13 protein-coding genes are annotated in these 18,160 nt (G+C 43.1%); 1 reads left to right on the forward strand and 12 read right to left on the reverse strand.

The window, feature by feature from the left end; all coding sequences use genetic code 11:
• Positions 1-53: 53 nt before the first annotated feature.
• The 12 genes from posA to NDN13_RS08835 form a co-directional block, all read right to left on the reverse strand.
• Positions 54-4,052: a delta-poly-L-ornithine synthetase PosA gene (posA, locus tag NDN13_RS08780; protein WP_251117960.1), complete on the reverse strand. Its 3,999-nt coding sequence runs from the start codon at positions 4,050-4,052 to the stop codon at positions 54-56.
• Between the two features lie 168 nt (positions 4,053-4,220).
• The gene (locus NDN13_RS08785) at positions 4,221-4,922 is read right to left on the reverse strand and encodes a PqiC family protein (RefSeq protein WP_251117961.1); all 702 of its coding nucleotides are present in this window, start codon (positions 4,920-4,922) and stop codon (positions 4,221-4,223) included.
• Complete coding sequence (locus NDN13_RS08790; RefSeq protein WP_502799559.1) at positions 4,919-6,571, reverse strand: PqiB family protein; 1,653 nt, start codon at positions 6,569-6,571, stop codon at positions 4,919-4,921. The genes NDN13_RS08785 and NDN13_RS08790 overlap by 4 nt, the downstream gene beginning before the upstream one ends.
• Positions 6,572-6,616: 45 nt before the next feature.
• Complete coding sequence (locus tag NDN13_RS08795; protein ID WP_251117962.1) at positions 6,617-7,396, reverse strand: paraquat-inducible protein A; 780 nt, start codon at positions 7,394-7,396, stop codon at positions 6,617-6,619.
• Entirely contained in the window at positions 7,393-8,043 is a 651-nt protein-coding gene (locus NDN13_RS08800; protein ID WP_251117963.1) for a paraquat-inducible protein A, read from the reverse strand. Before NDN13_RS08800 ends, NDN13_RS08795 begins: the two co-directional genes overlap by 4 nt.
• Positions 8,044-8,358: 315 nt before the next feature.
• Entirely contained in the window at positions 8,359-9,849 is a 1,491-nt protein-coding gene (locus tag NDN13_RS08805) for an amino acid permease (protein WP_159884556.1), read from the reverse strand.
• A gap of 172 nt (positions 9,850-10,021) precedes the next feature.
• Positions 10,022-10,996: a succinylglutamate desuccinylase gene (astE, locus tag NDN13_RS08810; RefSeq protein WP_251117964.1), complete on the reverse strand. Its 975-nt coding sequence runs from the start codon at positions 10,994-10,996 to the stop codon at positions 10,022-10,024.
• Between the two features lie 33 nt (positions 10,997-11,029).
• The gene (astB, locus tag NDN13_RS08815) at positions 11,030-12,370 is read right to left on the reverse strand and encodes an N-succinylarginine dihydrolase (protein WP_251117965.1); all 1,341 of its coding nucleotides are present in this window, start codon (positions 12,368-12,370) and stop codon (positions 11,030-11,032) included.
• A gap of 32 nt (positions 12,371-12,402) precedes the next feature.
• A complete protein-coding gene (gene astD / locus NDN13_RS08820) occupies positions 12,403-13,872 on the reverse strand; it encodes a succinylglutamate-semialdehyde dehydrogenase (RefSeq protein ID WP_251117966.1) in 1,470 nt (489 codons plus the stop codon).
• Complete coding sequence (gene astA / locus NDN13_RS08825; protein ID WP_016164353.1) at positions 13,872-14,915, reverse strand: arginine N-succinyltransferase; 1,044 nt, start codon at positions 14,913-14,915, stop codon at positions 13,872-13,874. The genes astD and astA overlap by 1 nt, the downstream gene beginning before the upstream one ends.
• Before the next feature lie 21 nt (positions 14,916-14,936).
• On the reverse strand, positions 14,937-16,142 hold the full coding sequence (locus tag NDN13_RS08830) for an aspartate aminotransferase family protein (RefSeq protein ID WP_251117967.1): 1,206 nt from the start codon (positions 16,140-16,142) through the stop codon (positions 14,937-14,939).
• A gap of 78 nt (positions 16,143-16,220) precedes the next feature.
• Positions 16,221-17,495, reverse strand: coding sequence for a Glu/Leu/Phe/Val family dehydrogenase (locus NDN13_RS08835; RefSeq protein ID WP_167353089.1), 1,275 nt, complete (start codon positions 17,493-17,495; stop codon positions 16,221-16,223).
• Between the two features lie 225 nt (positions 17,496-17,720).
• On the opposite strand from NDN13_RS08835, the gene NDN13_RS08840 reads away from it, so the two are divergent.
• Complete coding sequence (locus NDN13_RS08840; protein ID WP_004654809.1) at positions 17,721-18,143, forward strand: Lrp/AsnC family transcriptional regulator; 423 nt, start codon at positions 17,721-17,723, stop codon at positions 18,141-18,143.
• Positions 18,144-18,160 lie beyond the last annotated feature (17 nt).

Consider the following 18,160-nt stretch of genomic DNA (forward strand, 5'->3'; position numbering starts at 1 on the left):
GGATAAGAAAATCATATTCTTATCCCTTTCCTTTGTTGACCCGTTATCGAATCTTAAACCTGCTTCCAAGGCACTGCAGGTGAGCCAATCCATGCTGATTTTGCAGGAATATTCTCTCCTTTCATCACCAATGTCAGTGGACCTAATACCGCATGATCAGCTACATTGGCATTGTATAAAATGATACTACGCGAATTCACCACAACATCACTGCCCACATTTACTTGACCAATTTTCATGATACGGTCTTCAAATAGATGCGTTTGTGGCCCAGAGAAGCTGTTAAATTCTGCACGGTCGCCAATCTTCACGCAGTCGAATTCAGTCATATCAGCCGTATCCAGATAGACATCTTTACCAATTTTCACTCCTAACAGGCGTAAAAAGAATGGCAACATCGGTGTCCCTCTTAAATAGTTTAAAAAGTTTGGAATCGCAACAGATTCATAGAGACTGGTAATGCCTTCACTGAGCCAAACGAACATGGTCCACATCGGTGCTGAACGTGGTTGATAACGTCCAATTAAAGCCCATTTCAATACGGTCACGATGACAAAACAACCGACGCCGTATAACAGTCCAGCCATAGTTAAAGCCAATAGCCCCATGGCAATACTATAATCATTAATCACATCGATCACTTCTAAAACAATCATATACCCCACACCAATGGCGAGTGCTGTCGGTAATACGATACGCAAGCCTTCAATCAAAGCACGCATTAAACGGCGCTTGATACTCGGTTTAAAGGTCAGATGATCTGGATACTGTTCGGCAGCTTCACGCGCAGGTAACAATAATGGCGGAGAACCAAACCAAGTTTGGCTTGAATACATTGCTCGGTTATCTGGTGTTTTAGACTGTACCCCAATCAAAACATTATCTGGTAATACCGTACCATCTGCGATATAAGCACTATTCCCAACAAAGCTACGATTGCCAATTTGAGTGGATTTTAACGACATCCAACCGCCTTTAATCTCTTCATCACCAAGCATCACCGCATCAGCAATAAAGCTTTCCTCCCCTAAGGTCAGCATCTCCGGGATCACGCCTGTAGCTGTCGAAATTTCTGTATTTTTACCCACCTTCGCGCCCAGCATACGGAACCATGTTGGGGCATATAGGGTTGCAAACAAGCCATGCAAAGTCTGTAAACTGGTTTCTAAAATCTGAGCTGCAAACCATTTACGATAATAAGTAGCACCATGTACCGCATAAGTACCCGTCTCTAAATGCGGCAACGCCACTTTACGGATAGCCGATGAAATTAATGCAGTAATGACCATCATCATGGCACTAGCAGGAATCGCAAGGACGAAATAATACAGTGCGGTTTGAATATGGTTATTCGGATCAATATTAAACACATTGACATCTAACCAATCAACCAATAAAAAGCTTGGAAAAATCGGGATAAAGAACAAACAGGCAATGATTAAAGCACTGACACTGTAATAGCCATATTCAGAAAATTTGCGCAATAAAGAGAATTTTGGACGTGCTGCTAATGATTCAAGCTCATCAATATGACCTATTTTTTTGGCTGGTGTTCCATCCCAAATTTCGCCTGCAGGTACCGTCGTGCCATATTCAATCGAGGTCAAGGCATTGACATGCGCTTGCGGTTCTAACACGGTATTTTCTTCCAATACTGCATAAGATCCCACATAACTGTCTTGTTTGAGTTGGATTGAACCCAATACGAGGTGTCCGTGCTCAACCTTGGCATTTTCCAGATTTACATTGGAACCAATACTGACCCCATCTTCAATCTTTAACAAAGATGGCATACGGATATGCACTGAGCTAATGGTGACATCATGCCCAATCTTCGCCCCAAGTGCTTTGAGATATAAATTCAGTAAGGTTGAACCAGAGAGTAGATATACAGGTGAAATACTGCTGATCCGATCAGCTAACCACCAACGGAAATAGGTCATTCCCCATAATGGATATCGACCTGCGCCAACCCCTAACATCAATAACCGTTTTACCGTAATTGAAACTGCAAAACTGGCAATAATCACACTAATATAAACCAATAACGACAGCACGATCGCATAAGGAATACTGTCTCGTGTGCCGCCTGTGAAATAGTGATAAGTAAAGAATGGTGCCAACCATTGCAGAATATTGATCGAGATCAATACAGGGATCGTCACCGCCTGTGCAATCCCACACAGCCATTTATAAGCCTGATTACGTGGATTATCTTGTCCAATCTGGCGATCAAATAAGGAGGGTTCAGGTTGTTCTAACATTAAAGCTGCAATCGCGCCGACTTTTCTGGCCTGATATAAGCTTTGAATGGTCAGATGGCTATATTGAGGGTGTTCACGTAAATTCGAGATCAATACCGCAGCGAGTAAGGAATGACCTCCGAGATCATCAAAGAAATCTGAGTCTAACTTAATTGGGATATTCGGAAATAAACGACCTAGAATCTCAAATAAAATCTGTTCAGCTTCATTCTGTGGCTGGTCAGATTCACTCCGATCAATCACACTGGTTAATGGGCGAGCCTTCAATGCCTTACGGTCAATTTTCCCAGACAATAACCGTGGTACTTCTTCAATAATTTCAAAGCGATTTGGCACCATATACGGCGGTAAACGCTGACTAAGCTGGTATCTGAGCTGTTTAATTTCAATCGCTTGTTTTGCCTCTAATTCTGGTGCAATAAAAGCAATCAGCTGATCAATACCATCTTCAGCTCTTAGAATGACTGCTGCCGTACCAATTCTATCCAGATCACATAGCGCTGCTTCAATTTCACCGAGTTCGACACGGAAACCACGAATTTTAATTTGATCATCGGCACGACCTAAACAATGCACCTGACCGAACTCATCGATTTTGGCGAGGTCTCCTGTACGATACAAGCTGATTTCATCCTCATTATTTGCCCAAGGATTCTCAATAAATTTATCAGCGGTTAAATCGGGCCGTCCTAAATAACCTTGTGCCACACTCGGACCAAAAATACACAGCTCCCCCGTTTCGCCTTGAGCTAATAACTCTCGCTCTGCATTAATCACCAACATGCCGTAATTTGGTAATGGCTTACCAATGGTGACGGGTTTTCCTTGCTGTAATAATTCTAAACTAGCCGATACCGTGGTTTCAGTCGGACCATAGGTATTAAACATTTGATGGTGTGGTAAAGCCCAACGTTCCACCAATGAATCAGGGCACATTTCCCCGCCTAGGTTGATGATACGTAAGTTCGGGACATCTTCTGGAAATAGAGCCAACAAGGTGGGTACCGCATGTAATACGGTAATCTGTTGTTGTTTCAGCGTTTGACAAAGTCGCTCTGGATCACTGACTAAGGACTTTGGTGCAATCCATAAGCTTGCTCCCACCAGATAAGACAACCAAATCTCTTCAAAGGACATATCAAAAGCAACCGAGAAACCTTGATAGACCTTATCCTGCTCTTGAATCCCTAAGATACTGTTTTCACTACGTAGGAAATGACAAATATTTTTCTGCGTGATCACGATGCCTTTCGGCTTTCCTGTTGAACCCGAGGTATAAATAATATAGGCAGGCTGTTCAGGCGTGGTTTTAGCTAGTTCCACAGTCTCATGCAGTGGTCGCTGCAATTCAGTATTGGTCCATTTGGTCTGTGGGACGTCTTGTAAGTGTTCATACCATTCATGACTGGTAATCATGCCCACTGCCGCAGCATCTTCAAGACAGACGGCGATTCGGTCTGCGGGAGTATCCATATCAAATGGTAGCCAAGCCGCACCACTTAAACAAATGGCTAACTGTGATTTTAATAATTCAATACCACGAGGTAGCCATAAACCAACAATATCACCCGCTTTAATTCCTTTCAGCGTCAGATGCTGTGCCATCAATAAAGCTTGTTGATATAACTCGCCATAGCTCAACGTTCGTTCAGCTTCAATCAGGGCGACTTTTTCAGGAAATGTTTGTGCCGTCTGAATAAAAATATCAGCAAGGACTTCTTGTTGTAAAAATTCTGGGTGGTGCTTACCACGAATAATATTTTTTGCGCTCATCACACATTGATTCATTTTTATGCTCTCTTTAATGTTTTGATTTAGCTAAAGACGAAATGAGGTGTTCGTATTCGCTGGTAAATTAAAGAGAGCAACTTAAAACAACATTAAAGCGCGATGTCTGAATAAACAATAAAACTTGAACAGAACAAAAGTGATCAATATGACCACTTTTTATCCAAATTATGAACAAATTACCTCATTTATGTTAGGTGAAGTTTTTGCATCTAAGGACACAATTGACAGCGCCATTGCATCAATCACTCGACTCAATGAACTACTCGCACCAGTCACAATGTCTTGTATCTGATTGTTCTTACCCGATACTGGCTGAGTAAAGGTCATACGACATGCCAGCTGCTGATTTTGGGTTGAGTTCTGATCTAAGGTGATATTTGGATCATTACGCTTAATGATCCACGCAACAGAAACTTCAACATTTTTGTTGGCGATATCGGATGTATTAATGATATCAAAATGTGAAAAATCAGTTGCAACACGATAAGACACCTTGCCGCCCACCATACCGCTGTTATAACGATCAACCGCACCAAGTTTTTGCTGTAGGCCAGCAGATAGGTTATCTCTTAATTCAGCCCCAAGCGTAGACGTCCAACGCTCGTTTTCCATAATTTTAGATTTACCCGCTGCATCCTGTATCACGATCGGCGCACGATTGATACGATCTGGCAATCCAACAGGCAATACTTCAATGACTCTGACCTTTGAACTTGGCAATGGAGAAACTTTGCTTGCCAAGGTGTAATAGTTCGGTGTGGGTGAACCCGAACAAGCTGTGAGTAATACCGCAGCAGATAAGATGCTCACGCTGCTGAGCACTCCTGCTACAGCAGATGAATGTTTAGCGATGATTGTTCTTATCATTTGTTTGCCTCTGCTTTTTTACCCCGAATCAATGATTCAGGATGCTGTTCAATATAATCAGCCATTAATTGTAAAGATGCCGCAGCTCGAGTCATTTGCTGCAATGCTTTACGCACATCCTGCTGCATCGGTGCATCACTAGATAAAATGGATTCACTCGATTGCATGGTTTTACGCACATCATTCAGCGTCGCTTGTAAACCAGGTGCGACTTTACCATCCAACTGTTTCACCAGTTTGTCTGTCGATTCAATGGTGGTGTTCATATTATTAAGCGTCTTACGAACATCTTGTCCAATTTCTTCGAGTGGGAACTTACTCACTTTATCCGCGATTTGTGAAACTTGTGCCTGTAAGCCACTCAACTCTGTTGCCGTGGTTGGTACTTCAACACGCCCATCTGGTCTCGTGATTAAAGACGCGGCTTTGGCTTTTGGAAACTTATCAAAGGCAATATAGTTCTGACCTGTTAATAAATTACCTGTCCGCATCTGCGCACGCCAACCTCTCTCAATAAAGTATTTAAAAATTTCGCCATCTGGATCAAGTTCTTTGCCATGCGCTAAACGTGATGGATAAATCACTGCATCCACGCGCATTCTTAAATGCGTATAAGACTGATCAAATTCGACATTGATTGCTTTGACATTACCAATCTCAATGCCCATAAAGTCAATTGGTGCACCCGCGGTTAAACCACGCAGCGAATGATCAAAGTACATAATAATTGGACGCGGCTTACCATCAGGCTCCTTCATCGCCTCTTTGCGAGAATCTGATAAAGTAAAATAACTATTGTCTGGTGCAATAGCGCCAGCAGAGTTTTCTGGATAGCCAAAGGCAATACCACCCGCAATAATACTGGCCAGCGATTGCGTATCCAGATTAAATCCTGAGGCATTTAAGGTCACATCAACCCCACTGGCCTGCCAAAAACGTGCATCTGTGGTTACGAACTTATCGTAAGGAGATTGAATAAAGGTTTGTAGTTCAACACTTTTACCATCAGCTGCCAATTTATATGCCGTAATCTGCCCGACATTAATTCTGCGATAGTAAATCGGCACGCCAACATCAAGTGATCCCAAGTCCTGTGCTTTTAAGAAAAACACCTTACCCGGTATATCCGATGACACTACAGGTGGAACTTCGAGCCCAGTAAAATTCTCTTGCTTCTGTTCAGCCTTCCCCCCATCTACTTCAATGTATGCGCCTGAGAGTAAGGTATCAATACCCGAAATACCGCCAGTTCCCACTCGAGGTCTCACCACCCAAAAACGCGAATCTTTGGCAGCAAAATTACTGGCATCTTTACGTAATTCGATTTTGGCAATGACATGCGAACGATCATCCGAAAGATCAATTTGTCGAACCAAGCCAATATCGACCTGTTTATAACGTACCGTGGTTTTCCCTGCAACCAAGCCTTCTGCTGTCCGGAAAGACACTTCAATGGTTGGGCCTGTATCCAAAACCGCTTTTGCTGCAAGCGAAAGTGCGATTAACAGCGCAACAAATGGAACCAGCCAAATCAACGCAGGTCTCCAACGTCCCTTCTTTTTTTCAGGTTCGTCAAAGATTGCATCGTTCTGCGTTAACACCGCGGTGTTTTCTTCAGAATCTTGGCTATTCGGGGTATTTTCTGACATAGTGATCTTTCTTTTATAGGTCAAAAATAAGGCTCATCGTCAATCTTAACTCTTTAATTGATGAATCGCCGTTCCTTTCAAATGATTTAATTGTTGCGCATTTGCATGACGCGCCTTGAAATAATTGTCCCAAATAATTCTAGGATCAAAACTAAGTGAAGCCAACATGGTTAACACCACAACAGCGCCAAATGCGACTGCACCCGGTCCGGCCAAAATAGTCGCCAATGACTGAATTTGAATCAATGCGGTCAGCAATGCAACCACAAAAACATCGATCATTGACCACCGCCCAATAAATTCGACAATACGATACATCAGCGCACATTGTTCAGGGGTAAAATGCCATCTCGATGATGACTGCATATAGACTGAAATTAATAAAAAAATCAGAATCAATAATTTTAAAATCGGGATAAAAATACTGGCCATAAAAATAACCACGGACACCAGATAATCACTATTTTGCCAAAAATAGATCACACCACTGATAATGGTATCTTGCTGACGCCCCAGCAAAGAATCGGTAACGGTCATGGGTAGCACATTTGCTGGAATATATAAAATTGCTGCAGCGACCACCAAAGCAAAAGTACGATTTAAACTTTGTGGTTTACGTGAGTGCAAGGTACTTTTGCATCTTGAACATTGAGCATGATTTTGCTGATCTGCGTGACTCGCTACAGCATTCAGTAATCCACAGCAATGACATTGAATGAGCCCAACCTGTTTTGCCCTGACATAGTTTTTGATCTGTAAATCAACATCGGAAAGGTGTTCTACAATTGAACCAATCTCGGTGTCATGGTCGTGTTTTTGCTTCATCCAAGACTCCGATCAACTTCATCCCAGATATCTTTAATCTTGACCGAAGCGATATAGACCAAAAGCACGCTCAATAATGTAAATGCCCAAAGTGCAACACCAGGAATAACGGTGACCATGCCCACAAGTTTGACCAAGGTTACCAGTACACCAATTAAGAAAACCTCAACCATGCCCCATGTCCGAAACAAAAATAAGGCTCTCAATGCCAAAGTCAAAAATTGAGGCCTGACCTTCAACACACTAATAAAGAAAAGCACATAGCTCAGCAATAACAGCTCAACCAAAGGCACAATAAAAGTTGTAATCAGAATCAGCACCCCGACTAAGGCACGATCAATATGAAACATGGTCCATGCAGCACCGATTAAAGTGGTCTGAGAGGTATTGCCCTGTAGCTCCACAATGACGATGGGAAAACTATTGGCAATCACGAAGATAATCAATGCAGTAATGACCAGCGCCAGTAGGGATGAAAACGAACGGCTACGGCGATAAAGTTCAGCACCACAACAAGTACAATAAGCGCGTTCGCCCGACGCCAACTCAACCTTACGGTAAATCGCGTCACATTCTTCACAACCCGCCAGTTCAGTGGGTCTGACTTGCTGACCAATCACGAAGGATGGATTATTTTTATTCGCCATAAAGTCAAACTCATCACACAGATTGTTTGTTGTTTAAGAAATCGACTTAACCCATTTATACCTTTTATTTTTGCAATCACAACCAAGGACTGTATTTCTTACACAATATGTAAACAAATCATCATCTAAAAGCATTCTTAATCATATCGATTGATGGCTTATTCAGTCTTTATCTGAAAGAGCAAAGCTCAGGTATAGGTAGTCTATCACCGACCGAGAGATCGCCCTATCATCATACATAAAAAAGACGAATAGGTTGCAGATCACGCCTACAACCTATTCGTCTATACGTTTATTTTTAAATAAAAATTTTATTTAAATGGCTTTGTTTTTATAAAAAATATTGTAGCTCGCATAACAGGCGATAATAAATAATACACAACAGACAAAACCCACTTGCATTGATGGATCGGTCACCATACTGATACAGGTAATCACACAGAACACACCACCTAAAATCGGGGTGAGTGGGAATAATGGTGCAGCAAATTTTAAGTCTTTGACTGTTTTACCCGATTTGATCCATTGTCTGCGGAAGTTAAATTGGGAAACACAAATCGAAATCCATACCACCACCATGGTAAAAGCGGCAACACCCAATAAATTTTTGAAAATTGTTTCAGGTGCAAAATGTTCCGATAATAACCCTGGAATCGCGCCAAACATGGTCACAATAATCGCGATAATCGGTGTGCCTGAACGAGTTAATTTTGAAAATACCTTCGGCAACTGATTCTTTGCAGACAATGACCACATCATCCGCGATGCAGCAAATAAACCTGAGTTTGCAGCAGATAAAAGCGCAGTAATAATCACAAAACGAATAATATCTTCTGCGTATGGAATACCAATATAATTAAATACGGTAACGAATGGGCTATTGCTGACACTATTGGCATTTATACCTGCCATTTCATAAGGCAGTAATGCACAAATCACCACAATGGTACCCACAAAGAAAATCAACAAACGCCAAATCGCAGCATTGATTGCTTTAGGTACTGTTTTCGCAGGTTCTTCTGCTTCACCTGCAGCGACACCAATCAACTCTGTGCCAGAGAATGCAAAGTTCACGATCAACATGGTCGCGAAAATTGGGAAAATACCATTTGGAAACCAGCCATGTTCCGTCAACTTACTGAACAGCGGTGCAGACTCATGCCCATGATAAGAAATAAAGCCAAAGATAGCGGCTAAACCCAATCCAATAAAACAGATAATGGTCAGGACTTTAACCAAAGACAGCCAGAACTCTGACTCAGCAAATAGCCGTGTCGAACTGACATTTAAGCTAAATACCAACCCTGCAAATAATAAGGTCCAGGTCCACATGGAAATAGACGGAAACCATTCCTGCATCAATAAAGCAGCGGCTGTAAATTCAGTCCCTAATGTTGCAGTCCATGTCAGCCAATACAACCACGTGATCATATAGCCTGTGCCTGGGCCAATATAGGTTCTGGCATATTCACCAAAAGAACCTGAAACTGGCATTTGTACAGCGAGTTCACCTAAACACAACATCACCATGTATGCAATCACACCACCCAGTAGGTAAGAGAGAATCGCACCGACTGGACCAGCCTGAGAAATGACATCACCAGAGCCTAAAAACAACCCTGTTCCAATTGCACCACCTAAAGAAATCATGACCAGATGACGTTTGGTCATGGCACGTTTCAATGGTTTACCCACTTCAATCTCTGCGCTCGAAGTTTCCGATAAACTGGCAACATCCTGCTGTGGTACATATTGTCCACTCAGGGCTTGGCCTGAGGGAAATGTCTTTTCGTTATTGTTACTCATACACGGTCACTCCAACTGTATTCTTATGACAACCTGTCCTTGCTGTTTCACTTTCATAAAAACGAATATCTAAACGATATTCTTTGACACGTTTTGTTCTATTGAACATCCATATTCAAACTCCATTTCATCTATTCCTTGCCGACAGTTAAACTGTTAAAGCGGCGACTGTTTATTCAATTTCTTTTAAAATCAGCCCTGCTCGAAGCCCTGTTTTTACCTTAGGGTTTGGAAATAAAATCCAGACTTGTTGATCATGCGCGGCATAATCCCCAGCCTGTTGTGTTGCAATCAACTCGCCTTTCTGAAAAGTAGAAAAGTTTGGTGCGTCAGCACTCAATTTAAGTTGAAAATCTTCACTTTGTTTTAAGATTGAATCCACCACCTTAAACTGGCGAATGTCGGATTTCTGTCTGATCGGCAATGCTTGATCTGCAAGAACTGCGCGCAGCATCTGGTCAGTACTGGCAAACTGGGCTAAATCATTGGCCCCAAAAGGTTTGGCCTTGCCTAGCTCCAAAGTACTACTCGCTGCCTGAAATTTTTCAGCCGTAAAGTGAGTAAAGGTTTTGCCTGCGGCATTGTGATAGACCAAGGCATCCAAATCAGCAGCCTCTAGACTTTGAATGAGGAATTCATCATAAGGCTGGCTTTGGTATGGAAATAGTGCAAAAACGGGTAACAATGAGGCACGAATTGCCGTATGCAGATCAAAATGATAGCGCTGTGCTTGCGGCTGACTTTGTTCAAAAAACTGTGCTGTTACTTGCTCTAAGTGAGCAGCTCGTTCGGTTTCCTGATCTTGAATTAAATCTTGATACGCACCACAAAACATGCGGTTCATATCATTTTCAAGATAGCGCACCCCATGTCGAATCGCTTCAGGATTCCCCAACACAAACAGTACGCGTACTGCAAGCGTTAAACGCTCGGCAAATAGGTCATGAATAATTTGGTCCAATAGCTCGATCGGTGCAGTTTCATTGCCATGAATCCCAGCAGAAAGTACCATGGTCTTTCCATAGTTTGTCTTCGGTGTACATTGCAATAGCCCTTCACCCAACCACTGCCATGTAAATCCTGTCGTCTCACCTTGCATCTGCACAGGCATTCGTTGCGTTAAAGTCAACGTTAATAGATCAACCATGTACTTTCATCCTTAAAAGCCGTTGTTTACTGTTTATCTTTGGAAGTGATAAACCGAACCTAAAGCTAAAATTTTGGTTAACTCATCTAGTGCTGTACGGCTCTCGATCAATAAACTTGGATCAGCCAAATCGTCTTGTGTTAACTCATCACGATAGTGCTGATCGACCCACTGATTCAGCGTTTTGAACAATGCATCATTCATAAACAAGTTTGGATTCACCGCATTTAGTTCCGCTTCATTCACGGCAACACGCAATCTCAAACATGCAGGTCCACCACCATTACGCATACTTTCACGCAGATCAAACACCTTGATGTCATCAATTGGCGTACCCATTTGAATCATGTCATTCAGGTAGCTCCATACCGCCTTGTTATGGCGTGATTCCTCTGGTACCACAATGCTCATACCACCATCTGCACGAGTCAAAATCTGACTGTTGAACAAATAAGTCGAGACCGCATCTGCAACGCTGACACGATTGTCAGGGACTTCAATCGAGATAAAATCTTGTTCGATCCCCGCCATTTTTTGACGGATTTCATCCAATGCCGCAGCTTGATTCAAAAAGGCTTGTTGATGGTGGAACAAGACCTGTTGATTACTCACGGCGATCACATCGTTATGAAATACACCTTGATCAATCACATCTGGATTTTGCTGAATAAACACGGTTCGTTTCGCATCTAAACGATGTAAACGAGCAATTGCCTCACTTGCTTCACGGGTTTGACGCGCAGGAAATTTCTGCGGTGCAACCGTTCCACCCAGTTGTTGCTGTCCATAAACAAAAACCTGTACACCCGCCTGATCATATCCACCACCAAGGCGGTTATGATTGGCTGCCCCTTCATCACCAAATAAGGCGGCTTCAGGCAGTGCTTCATGATGCGCGAAATATACATCATTATTGAACATCGCTTGAAGAATACGCGTGGTCGTATGATGCTCAATTGATCGATGGAACTTATTATTCAGGTTTGCAGCGGTAAAATGCATACGTCCGTCAGCACTATCTGCCGATGGTGACACCGTACACGAGTTGGCCGTCCACATCGAAGAAGCAGAGCTCAACGATGATAATAAGGCTGGCGCAGTACGCATCGCTTGGCTAATCACGTCAATATCACTACCCGTAAAACCCAAACGGCGTAGCGTTGGTACATGCGGACGCTCTTGTGGGGCAAACACCCCTTGCTTGAGGCCTAAATCCGCAAGGGCTTTCATTTTCTTTAAGCCTTGCTTAGCTGCTAGTTTCGGATTTGACGCATTATTACGGTTCTTGGTTGATGCAACATTACCAAACGATAAGCCTGCATAATGATGCGTCGGCCCCACTAAACCATCAAAATTAATTTCATAACCTGACATTTTATTCTCCCTGTGTCCCGATACGAGCCGACTTACAGCACAATGCCCGGTGATAATTTTGAAGGTAAAGTAACGCTGTCACTTTCCAGTGAAGCCATTGGCCATGCACTATAGTCTGCGGCATAGAAGGCACTGGCACGATGATTACCCGATGCCCCAACACCACCAAATGGTGCGGCACTTGAAGCACCTGTTAATGGTTTATTCCAGTTCACAATGCCTGCACGCGCTTCAATCAGTACACGATCAAATAAATCACGCTCAGGTGAAACCAAGCCCACTGCCAAACCAAAGCGAGTGTTATTGGCAATACTTAAGGCTTCATCGAAACTGTTATAGCGATAAATCGTGGTGAGTGGACCAAAGTATTCATCATCAGGAATATCGGTCACCTCAGTAACATCTAAAATGCCTGCGGTCAGCAATGAACTATCGGCTTGTGGACGGGTCATTTCTAATAATGGTTTTGCACCCAAAGCAATCAGTTTGCTTTGCGCTGCCAACATTTGTTCTGCTGCATGCGCAGAGATGACACCGCCCATAAAGGGTTGCGGTTCAGCATTCCAGCTTCCTACGACTAAGTTCTTTGCTACATCAACAAAACGTTGAATGAAAGCATCACCATTGGCACCGTGTTTAACAATAATGCGGCGTGCACAAGTACAACGTTGTCCCGCAGAAACGAAAGCGGATTGAATCGCGAGATTCACCACAGCATCGATATCGCTGGCTTCATCAATGATCAAAGCATTATTGCCGCCCATTTCCAAAGCAAGGATTTTTTCAGGTGCACCTGCCATTTGTTTATGCAAGTGATAGCCCGTATTGGCACTACCCGTAAACAGTAAGCCATCAATTTGTTCTGCTGCTGCAAGTGCTTCACCCGTGCTGCGTCCACCTTGTACGATATTCAGCACACCGTTTGGTAGACCTGCTTGCTGCCATAATTTTGCAGTTTCTTCAGCTGTCCAAGGGGTGAGTTCGCTTGGCTTAAATACCACGGTATTACCCGCAATCAATGCAGGAACAATATGGCCATTCGGTAAGTGACCCGGAAAATTATAAGAACCAAATACAGCCAGAACACCATGTGGACGATGACGTAGTGAAGCCACGCCATCTGGCATTTCAGTTTCGCTAAACCCTGTCCGTTGATGATAGGCCCGAATCGAAATCGCCACTTTGCCAATCATCGATTGCACTTCGGTCAAAGTTTCCCAAAGTGGTTTACTGGTTTCTTGGCTAATCACTTCAGCCAATTGGGTTTTATTCTGTTCTAATAATCCAGCAAAACGTTCAATTGTCGCGATACGGTCTTCGATCGGCAAACGTGCCCATGCAGGAAATGCCTGACGCGCTGCATCGCAAGCCTGTGCAACATCGGCTGGACTTGCTTCATGCCCCACCCAAATTTGCTGATTGCTAACCGGATTGGTTTTTTCGAATGCGCTTCCTTGTCCTTGAACCCAAGCACCATCAATTAATAATGCACCTTGTGACATTAGTTATTCTCCATTTTTTCTAATGCTAAAACACGGACTTGATCGTGTTCAGCAATATTCAGTGCCTGTGCTTGTGCTGCTGTCATATGCAAAGTCTCACTTTCATCAACTTTGTTATTGATCAGTAACACGGCGTAATCTTGGTATTGGTCATTGGCAACCAAAAAGTGTGTCTCCGTACTTTCGACTTGCTCAGTGAGTTTAACTTTAAGCAAGCGGCTCTCTTTCACCGCCCGTAACTCAGCAGTATTGGCTTCCAGTGTTGGTCCAGCATCGAAAATATCAACATAACCTTGGTATTTAAGCCCTTCTGACATCAATACTTTTGCCGCAGGCAGCGTATGTGGGTGTACTTCAGCAATCACCTCACGCGCCTCTGAACTCAGCAAGTCAACGTAGACTGGAAATCTCGGCATTAGCTCTGCAATAAAGGCTTTTTGCCCCACACCACTCAGATAATCTGCGGCAGCAAAATCCATATTGAAGAATAAATAGCCCAAGGAATCCCAAAACGGCGACTGTCCGTTTTGATCCGAGAAACCTCGCATTTCAGCAATCAATCTTTCTTCGAAAAACGAGCGGAATGCGGCAATAAACAGAAAACGAACTTTGGATAAAAATTTGCCGTTTTGGTTTTTGCGATATTCAGGATCAAGGAACAAAGTGCAGAGTTCGCTACAACCAGTATGGTCATTACTTAAAAACAAGGTGTCTAAAGTCTTATACACATTTAAAGCTTTAGAGGCATGCACCTGTTTGGCCACACGAAAGTTGTAGAACGGCTCATTCAACCCAACCGCAACTTCAATTGCACTCACACCCACAATTTTGTGAATGCTGGTGTCTTCCAATACAAATAGATAACTTGCCTCGCACTTTTCGGATAAGCCGTCTAAAGTGCGAGTGGTACGTGTAATACGTTCAGCCAAGATGTCTTTATTTTGTGGTAAGGAAGTCAGGCCAATGCCAGACTCCCCCGCTCGTTGCGCTAAACGATAAATATCATCTAAGTCCCGATGCGCTGCATGTCGAACAATCATCATGGGCAGATGCTCACAGCAGACTTAGAGGCGTGCTAATGCACGAACAAAACGGCTTAGACCTTCATCAATATCGTGTTGAGGAATGATCAATGAAGGAGTAAAGCGTACTACATCTGCACCCGCTACTAAGGCCAATAGCCCTTCTTCACCCGCTAAGGTCACGATATTCTTCGCTTTGCCAGCATGTTCATCTTTCAATACACAGCCGATTAACAAACCTTGACCACGGATTTCTTTGAACAATCCATACTCAGCATTGATTTTGTTTAAGGCATCGATGAAATATTGATGACGTTGTTTAACGCCATCTAACACTTCTGGTGTATTGATAAATTCAAATACCGCGCCAGCAACCGCACAAGCCAACGGGTTACCACCATAAGTGGTACCGTGATCGCCGACTGCATACATGTTGGCATAATGATCGGTAGTGATCATTGCACCAATCGGGAAACCACCACCCAATGCTTTTGCCGTGGTCAAAATATCAGGTGTTACGCCTGTATTCATATAGGCATATAATGAACCTGTACGACCGACACCCGTTTGGACTTCATCAAAAATCAGCACAGCACCTTTTTCATCACACAGTGCACGCAAGCCTTTTAAGAATTCGATATCTGCTGGCAGAACGCCACCTTCGCCTTGAATCGGCTCGACAATCACGGCACAAGTATTTTCAGTGATCGCTGCTTTTGCTGCTTCAAGGTCATTAAATGCAGTATGCTCAATGCCACCCGGTAATGGTGCAAAGTCTTGAGAATATTTTGGCTGACCACCCGCTGTTACGGTAAACAAAGTACGACCGTGGAAAGCATTCTTAAATGCAACAATCTGGTTCTTGTTTGCATTACCACTGAGCAAACCGACTTTACGCGCCAGTTTTAATGCTGCTTCGTTGGCTTCTGCACCAGAGTTACAGAAAAAGACTTTGTCAGCAAAGGTGCTATCCACCAATTGTTTCGCTAAGCGCAATACAGGCTCGTTGGTATAACCATTCCCAATGTGCCACAGCTTTTGTGCTTGTTCAGTTAAGGCTTTTACTGCAACAGGATGTGCATGACCCAAGGCATTTACCGCAATCCCACCTGCAAAATCAACATATTCTTTATCGTTTTGATCCCAAAGACGTGACCCTTCGCCACGCACTAAAATAAAGTTTGCTGGGGCAAAAACTGGAACCATCCAATCATTAAAATTGCTACGTGTAATTGCGACTTCGCTCATTTTATTTACTCACTTCCTGTTTAATCTTCAGGCTTGTTAAATGCTCAACAAGCCCTTCTCTTTAATTTTATAAATGACTTAACCCGGGAAAATACCGCGTTCTTTACGCGCTTTCAGAATACGTTCACATGCCAAAATATACGCTGCGGTACGTAAGCTACATTCCTTCTGTGCTGCCGTATTCCAAACATCAGCAATTGCTTGGATCATCAACTTATCAAGACGTTCATTGATTTCATCCTCGCTCCAGAAGTAACTCGCCATATCTTGAACCCATTCAAAATAACTGACAGTTACACCACCCGCGTTACAGATCACATCTGGAACCACAGTAATGTCGCGACTGACAAATACATCATCTGCTTCTGGATAGGTTGGGCCGTTCGCGCCTTCAAGTACGATTTTCGCTTTTAGTTTTTGTGCACGTTCAACCGTAATCTGACCTTCCAATGCCGCAGGAATCAGAATGTCCATATCAACCGTCCAGAATTCTTCGTCTGAGATCACAGTTGAATCAACAAAGCCCATCACGCCGCCTGTTTCAACCACATGCTTTTGCAGTGCTTTAACATCCAAGCCTTCTGCATTGAAAATGGTACCGGTATGGTCTTGTACAGCAACGATTTTTGCGCCTGCATGGCTAAACAAATAAGCGGCTTCATTTCCGACGTTACCGAAGCCTTGCACAGCAACTTTGCTGCCTTCGACTGGTAATTTAATGCGTTCCGCAACCTGCATACCCGTTACGAATACACCACGGCCTGTTGCACGAACTCGGCCTAGTGAACCACCTAAATGAACTGGCTTACCCGTCACCACACCTGTTACGGTATGACCTTTGATACTTGAATAGGTATCCATCATCCAGCCCATAATATTGGCATTGGTGCCGACATCTGGCGCAGGAATATCAATTTGAGGACCAATGATTGGACTGATTTCACTGGTGAAACGACGGGTTAAACGCTCTAATTCACGTGGTGAAAGTTCTTTCGGATTGACACGAATACCGCCTTTAGCACCACCGAACGGCAGGTTCAATACTGCAGTTTTAATGGTCATCCATGCAGATAAAGCCATCACTTCATTCAGTTCAACATCTTGGTGATAGCGGATACCGCCTTTACCTGGACCACGTGATAAATTGTGCTGTACACGGTAACCTTCAAAATGGCGAATTGAACCATCGTCCATCACGATTGGAACATCAACGATAAGCGTACGCTTTGGGGTTTTCAGTGTGTTGACAAAGTTACTGAGGTCAGCATCCAAATAAGGTGCCACTCGATCTACTTGAGTGAGAAAAGTTTGCCAAGCACTGCCATTTTGAGCCGCATATGATAAAGACATCATCTATTCCTTAATTAATCAATTGTCCCTGTTATTCACAGATTCCCTTTGTTTAAGGGTGTCCTACCCCCATCCTCCCTGATGCGCATTCAGCTTCTTTCGTGCCGAAGTAAAAATGCTTGGGGTGTTGTATTGTTATTATTATTAAGAATCAAATTGATTCACAAAATTCGTTATAATGATTAAAATGAATTATTTTTTATCAATTTGCTAATAGAAAGAATCAAAATGAACAATATCGATCATATTATATTAGGCTTACTCAAAGACAATGCACGGATGTCGATTACCGACTTGGCAGCAAAAACACGGGTGTCTCGTGCCACAGTGCAGAAACGAATTGAATATATGGAATCAACGGGGATTATCACGGGCTATACCGTGCGTTTCCGTCCCAATGCTGAAAAAAATATTATTCGGGCATGGATGAATATCATGGTTGAAGGTACACGAGCACAGGCGGTAATTCGAGAGTTACGTTTAGAATCAGCCGTTGAACGACTGCATACCACCAATGGTAAATGGGATATTCTGGTTGAGTTGCAATCTGACAGTTTAGAAAACTTTGATAAAGCGCTGGAACGAATTCGAAATATTTCAGGGATTTACAATAGTGAAACCAGTATTTTACTTTCCACCTATAAGACCTAAAAAAAGGGACTCTAGCT

It is taken from the genome of Acinetobacter sp. C32I, assembly GCF_023702715.1.
Taxonomy (GTDB): Bacteria; Pseudomonadota; Gammaproteobacteria; order Pseudomonadales; family Moraxellaceae; genus Acinetobacter.

What these genes read in the sequence shown, in the direction of transcription:
- NDN13_RS08790 (WP_502799559.1), bottom strand. Translation starts at nt 6,571, where the DNA reads ATGTCAGAAAATACCCCGAATAGCCAAGATTCTGAAGAAAACACCGCG.
- astD (WP_251117966.1), bottom strand. Translation starts at nt 13,872, where the DNA reads ATGTCACAAGGTGCATTATTAATTGATGGTGCTTGGGTTCAAGGACAA.
- NDN13_RS08800 (WP_251117963.1), bottom strand. Translation starts at nt 8,043, where the DNA reads ATGGCGAATAAAAATAATCCATCCTTCGTGATTGGTCAGCAAGTCAGA.
- astB (WP_251117965.1), bottom strand. Translation starts at nt 12,370, where the DNA reads ATGTCAGGTTATGAAATTAATTTTGATGGTTTAGTGGGGCCGACGCAT.
- NDN13_RS08785 (WP_251117961.1), bottom strand. Translation starts at nt 4,922, where the DNA reads ATGATAAGAACAATCATCGCTAAACATTCATCTGCTGTAGCAGGAGTG.
- NDN13_RS08835 (WP_167353089.1), bottom strand. Translation starts at nt 17,495, where the DNA reads ATGATGTCTTTATCATATGCGGCTCAAAATGGCAGTGCTTGGCAAACT.
- astE (WP_251117964.1), bottom strand. Translation starts at nt 10,996, where the DNA reads ATGGTTGATCTATTAACGTTGACTTTAACGCAACGAATGCCTGTGCAG.
- NDN13_RS08840 (WP_004654809.1), top strand. Translation starts at nt 17,721, where the DNA reads ATGAACAATATCGATCATATTATATTAGGCTTACTCAAAGACAATGCA.
- NDN13_RS08795 (WP_251117962.1), bottom strand. Translation starts at nt 7,396, where the DNA reads ATGAAGCAAAAACACGACCATGACACCGAGATTGGTTCAATTGTAGAA.
- NDN13_RS08805 (WP_159884556.1), bottom strand. Translation starts at nt 9,849, where the DNA reads ATGAGTAACAATAACGAAAAGACATTTCCCTCAGGCCAAGCCCTGAGT.
- astA (WP_016164353.1), bottom strand. Translation starts at nt 14,915, where the DNA reads ATGATGATTGTTCGACATGCAGCGCATCGGGACTTAGATGATATTTAT.
- NDN13_RS08830 (WP_251117967.1), bottom strand. Translation starts at nt 16,142, where the DNA reads ATGAGCGAAGTCGCAATTACACGTAGCAATTTTAATGATTGGATGGTT.
- posA (WP_251117960.1), bottom strand. Translation starts at nt 4,052, where the DNA reads ATGAATCAATGTGTGATGAGCGCAAAAAATATTATTCGTGGTAAGCAC.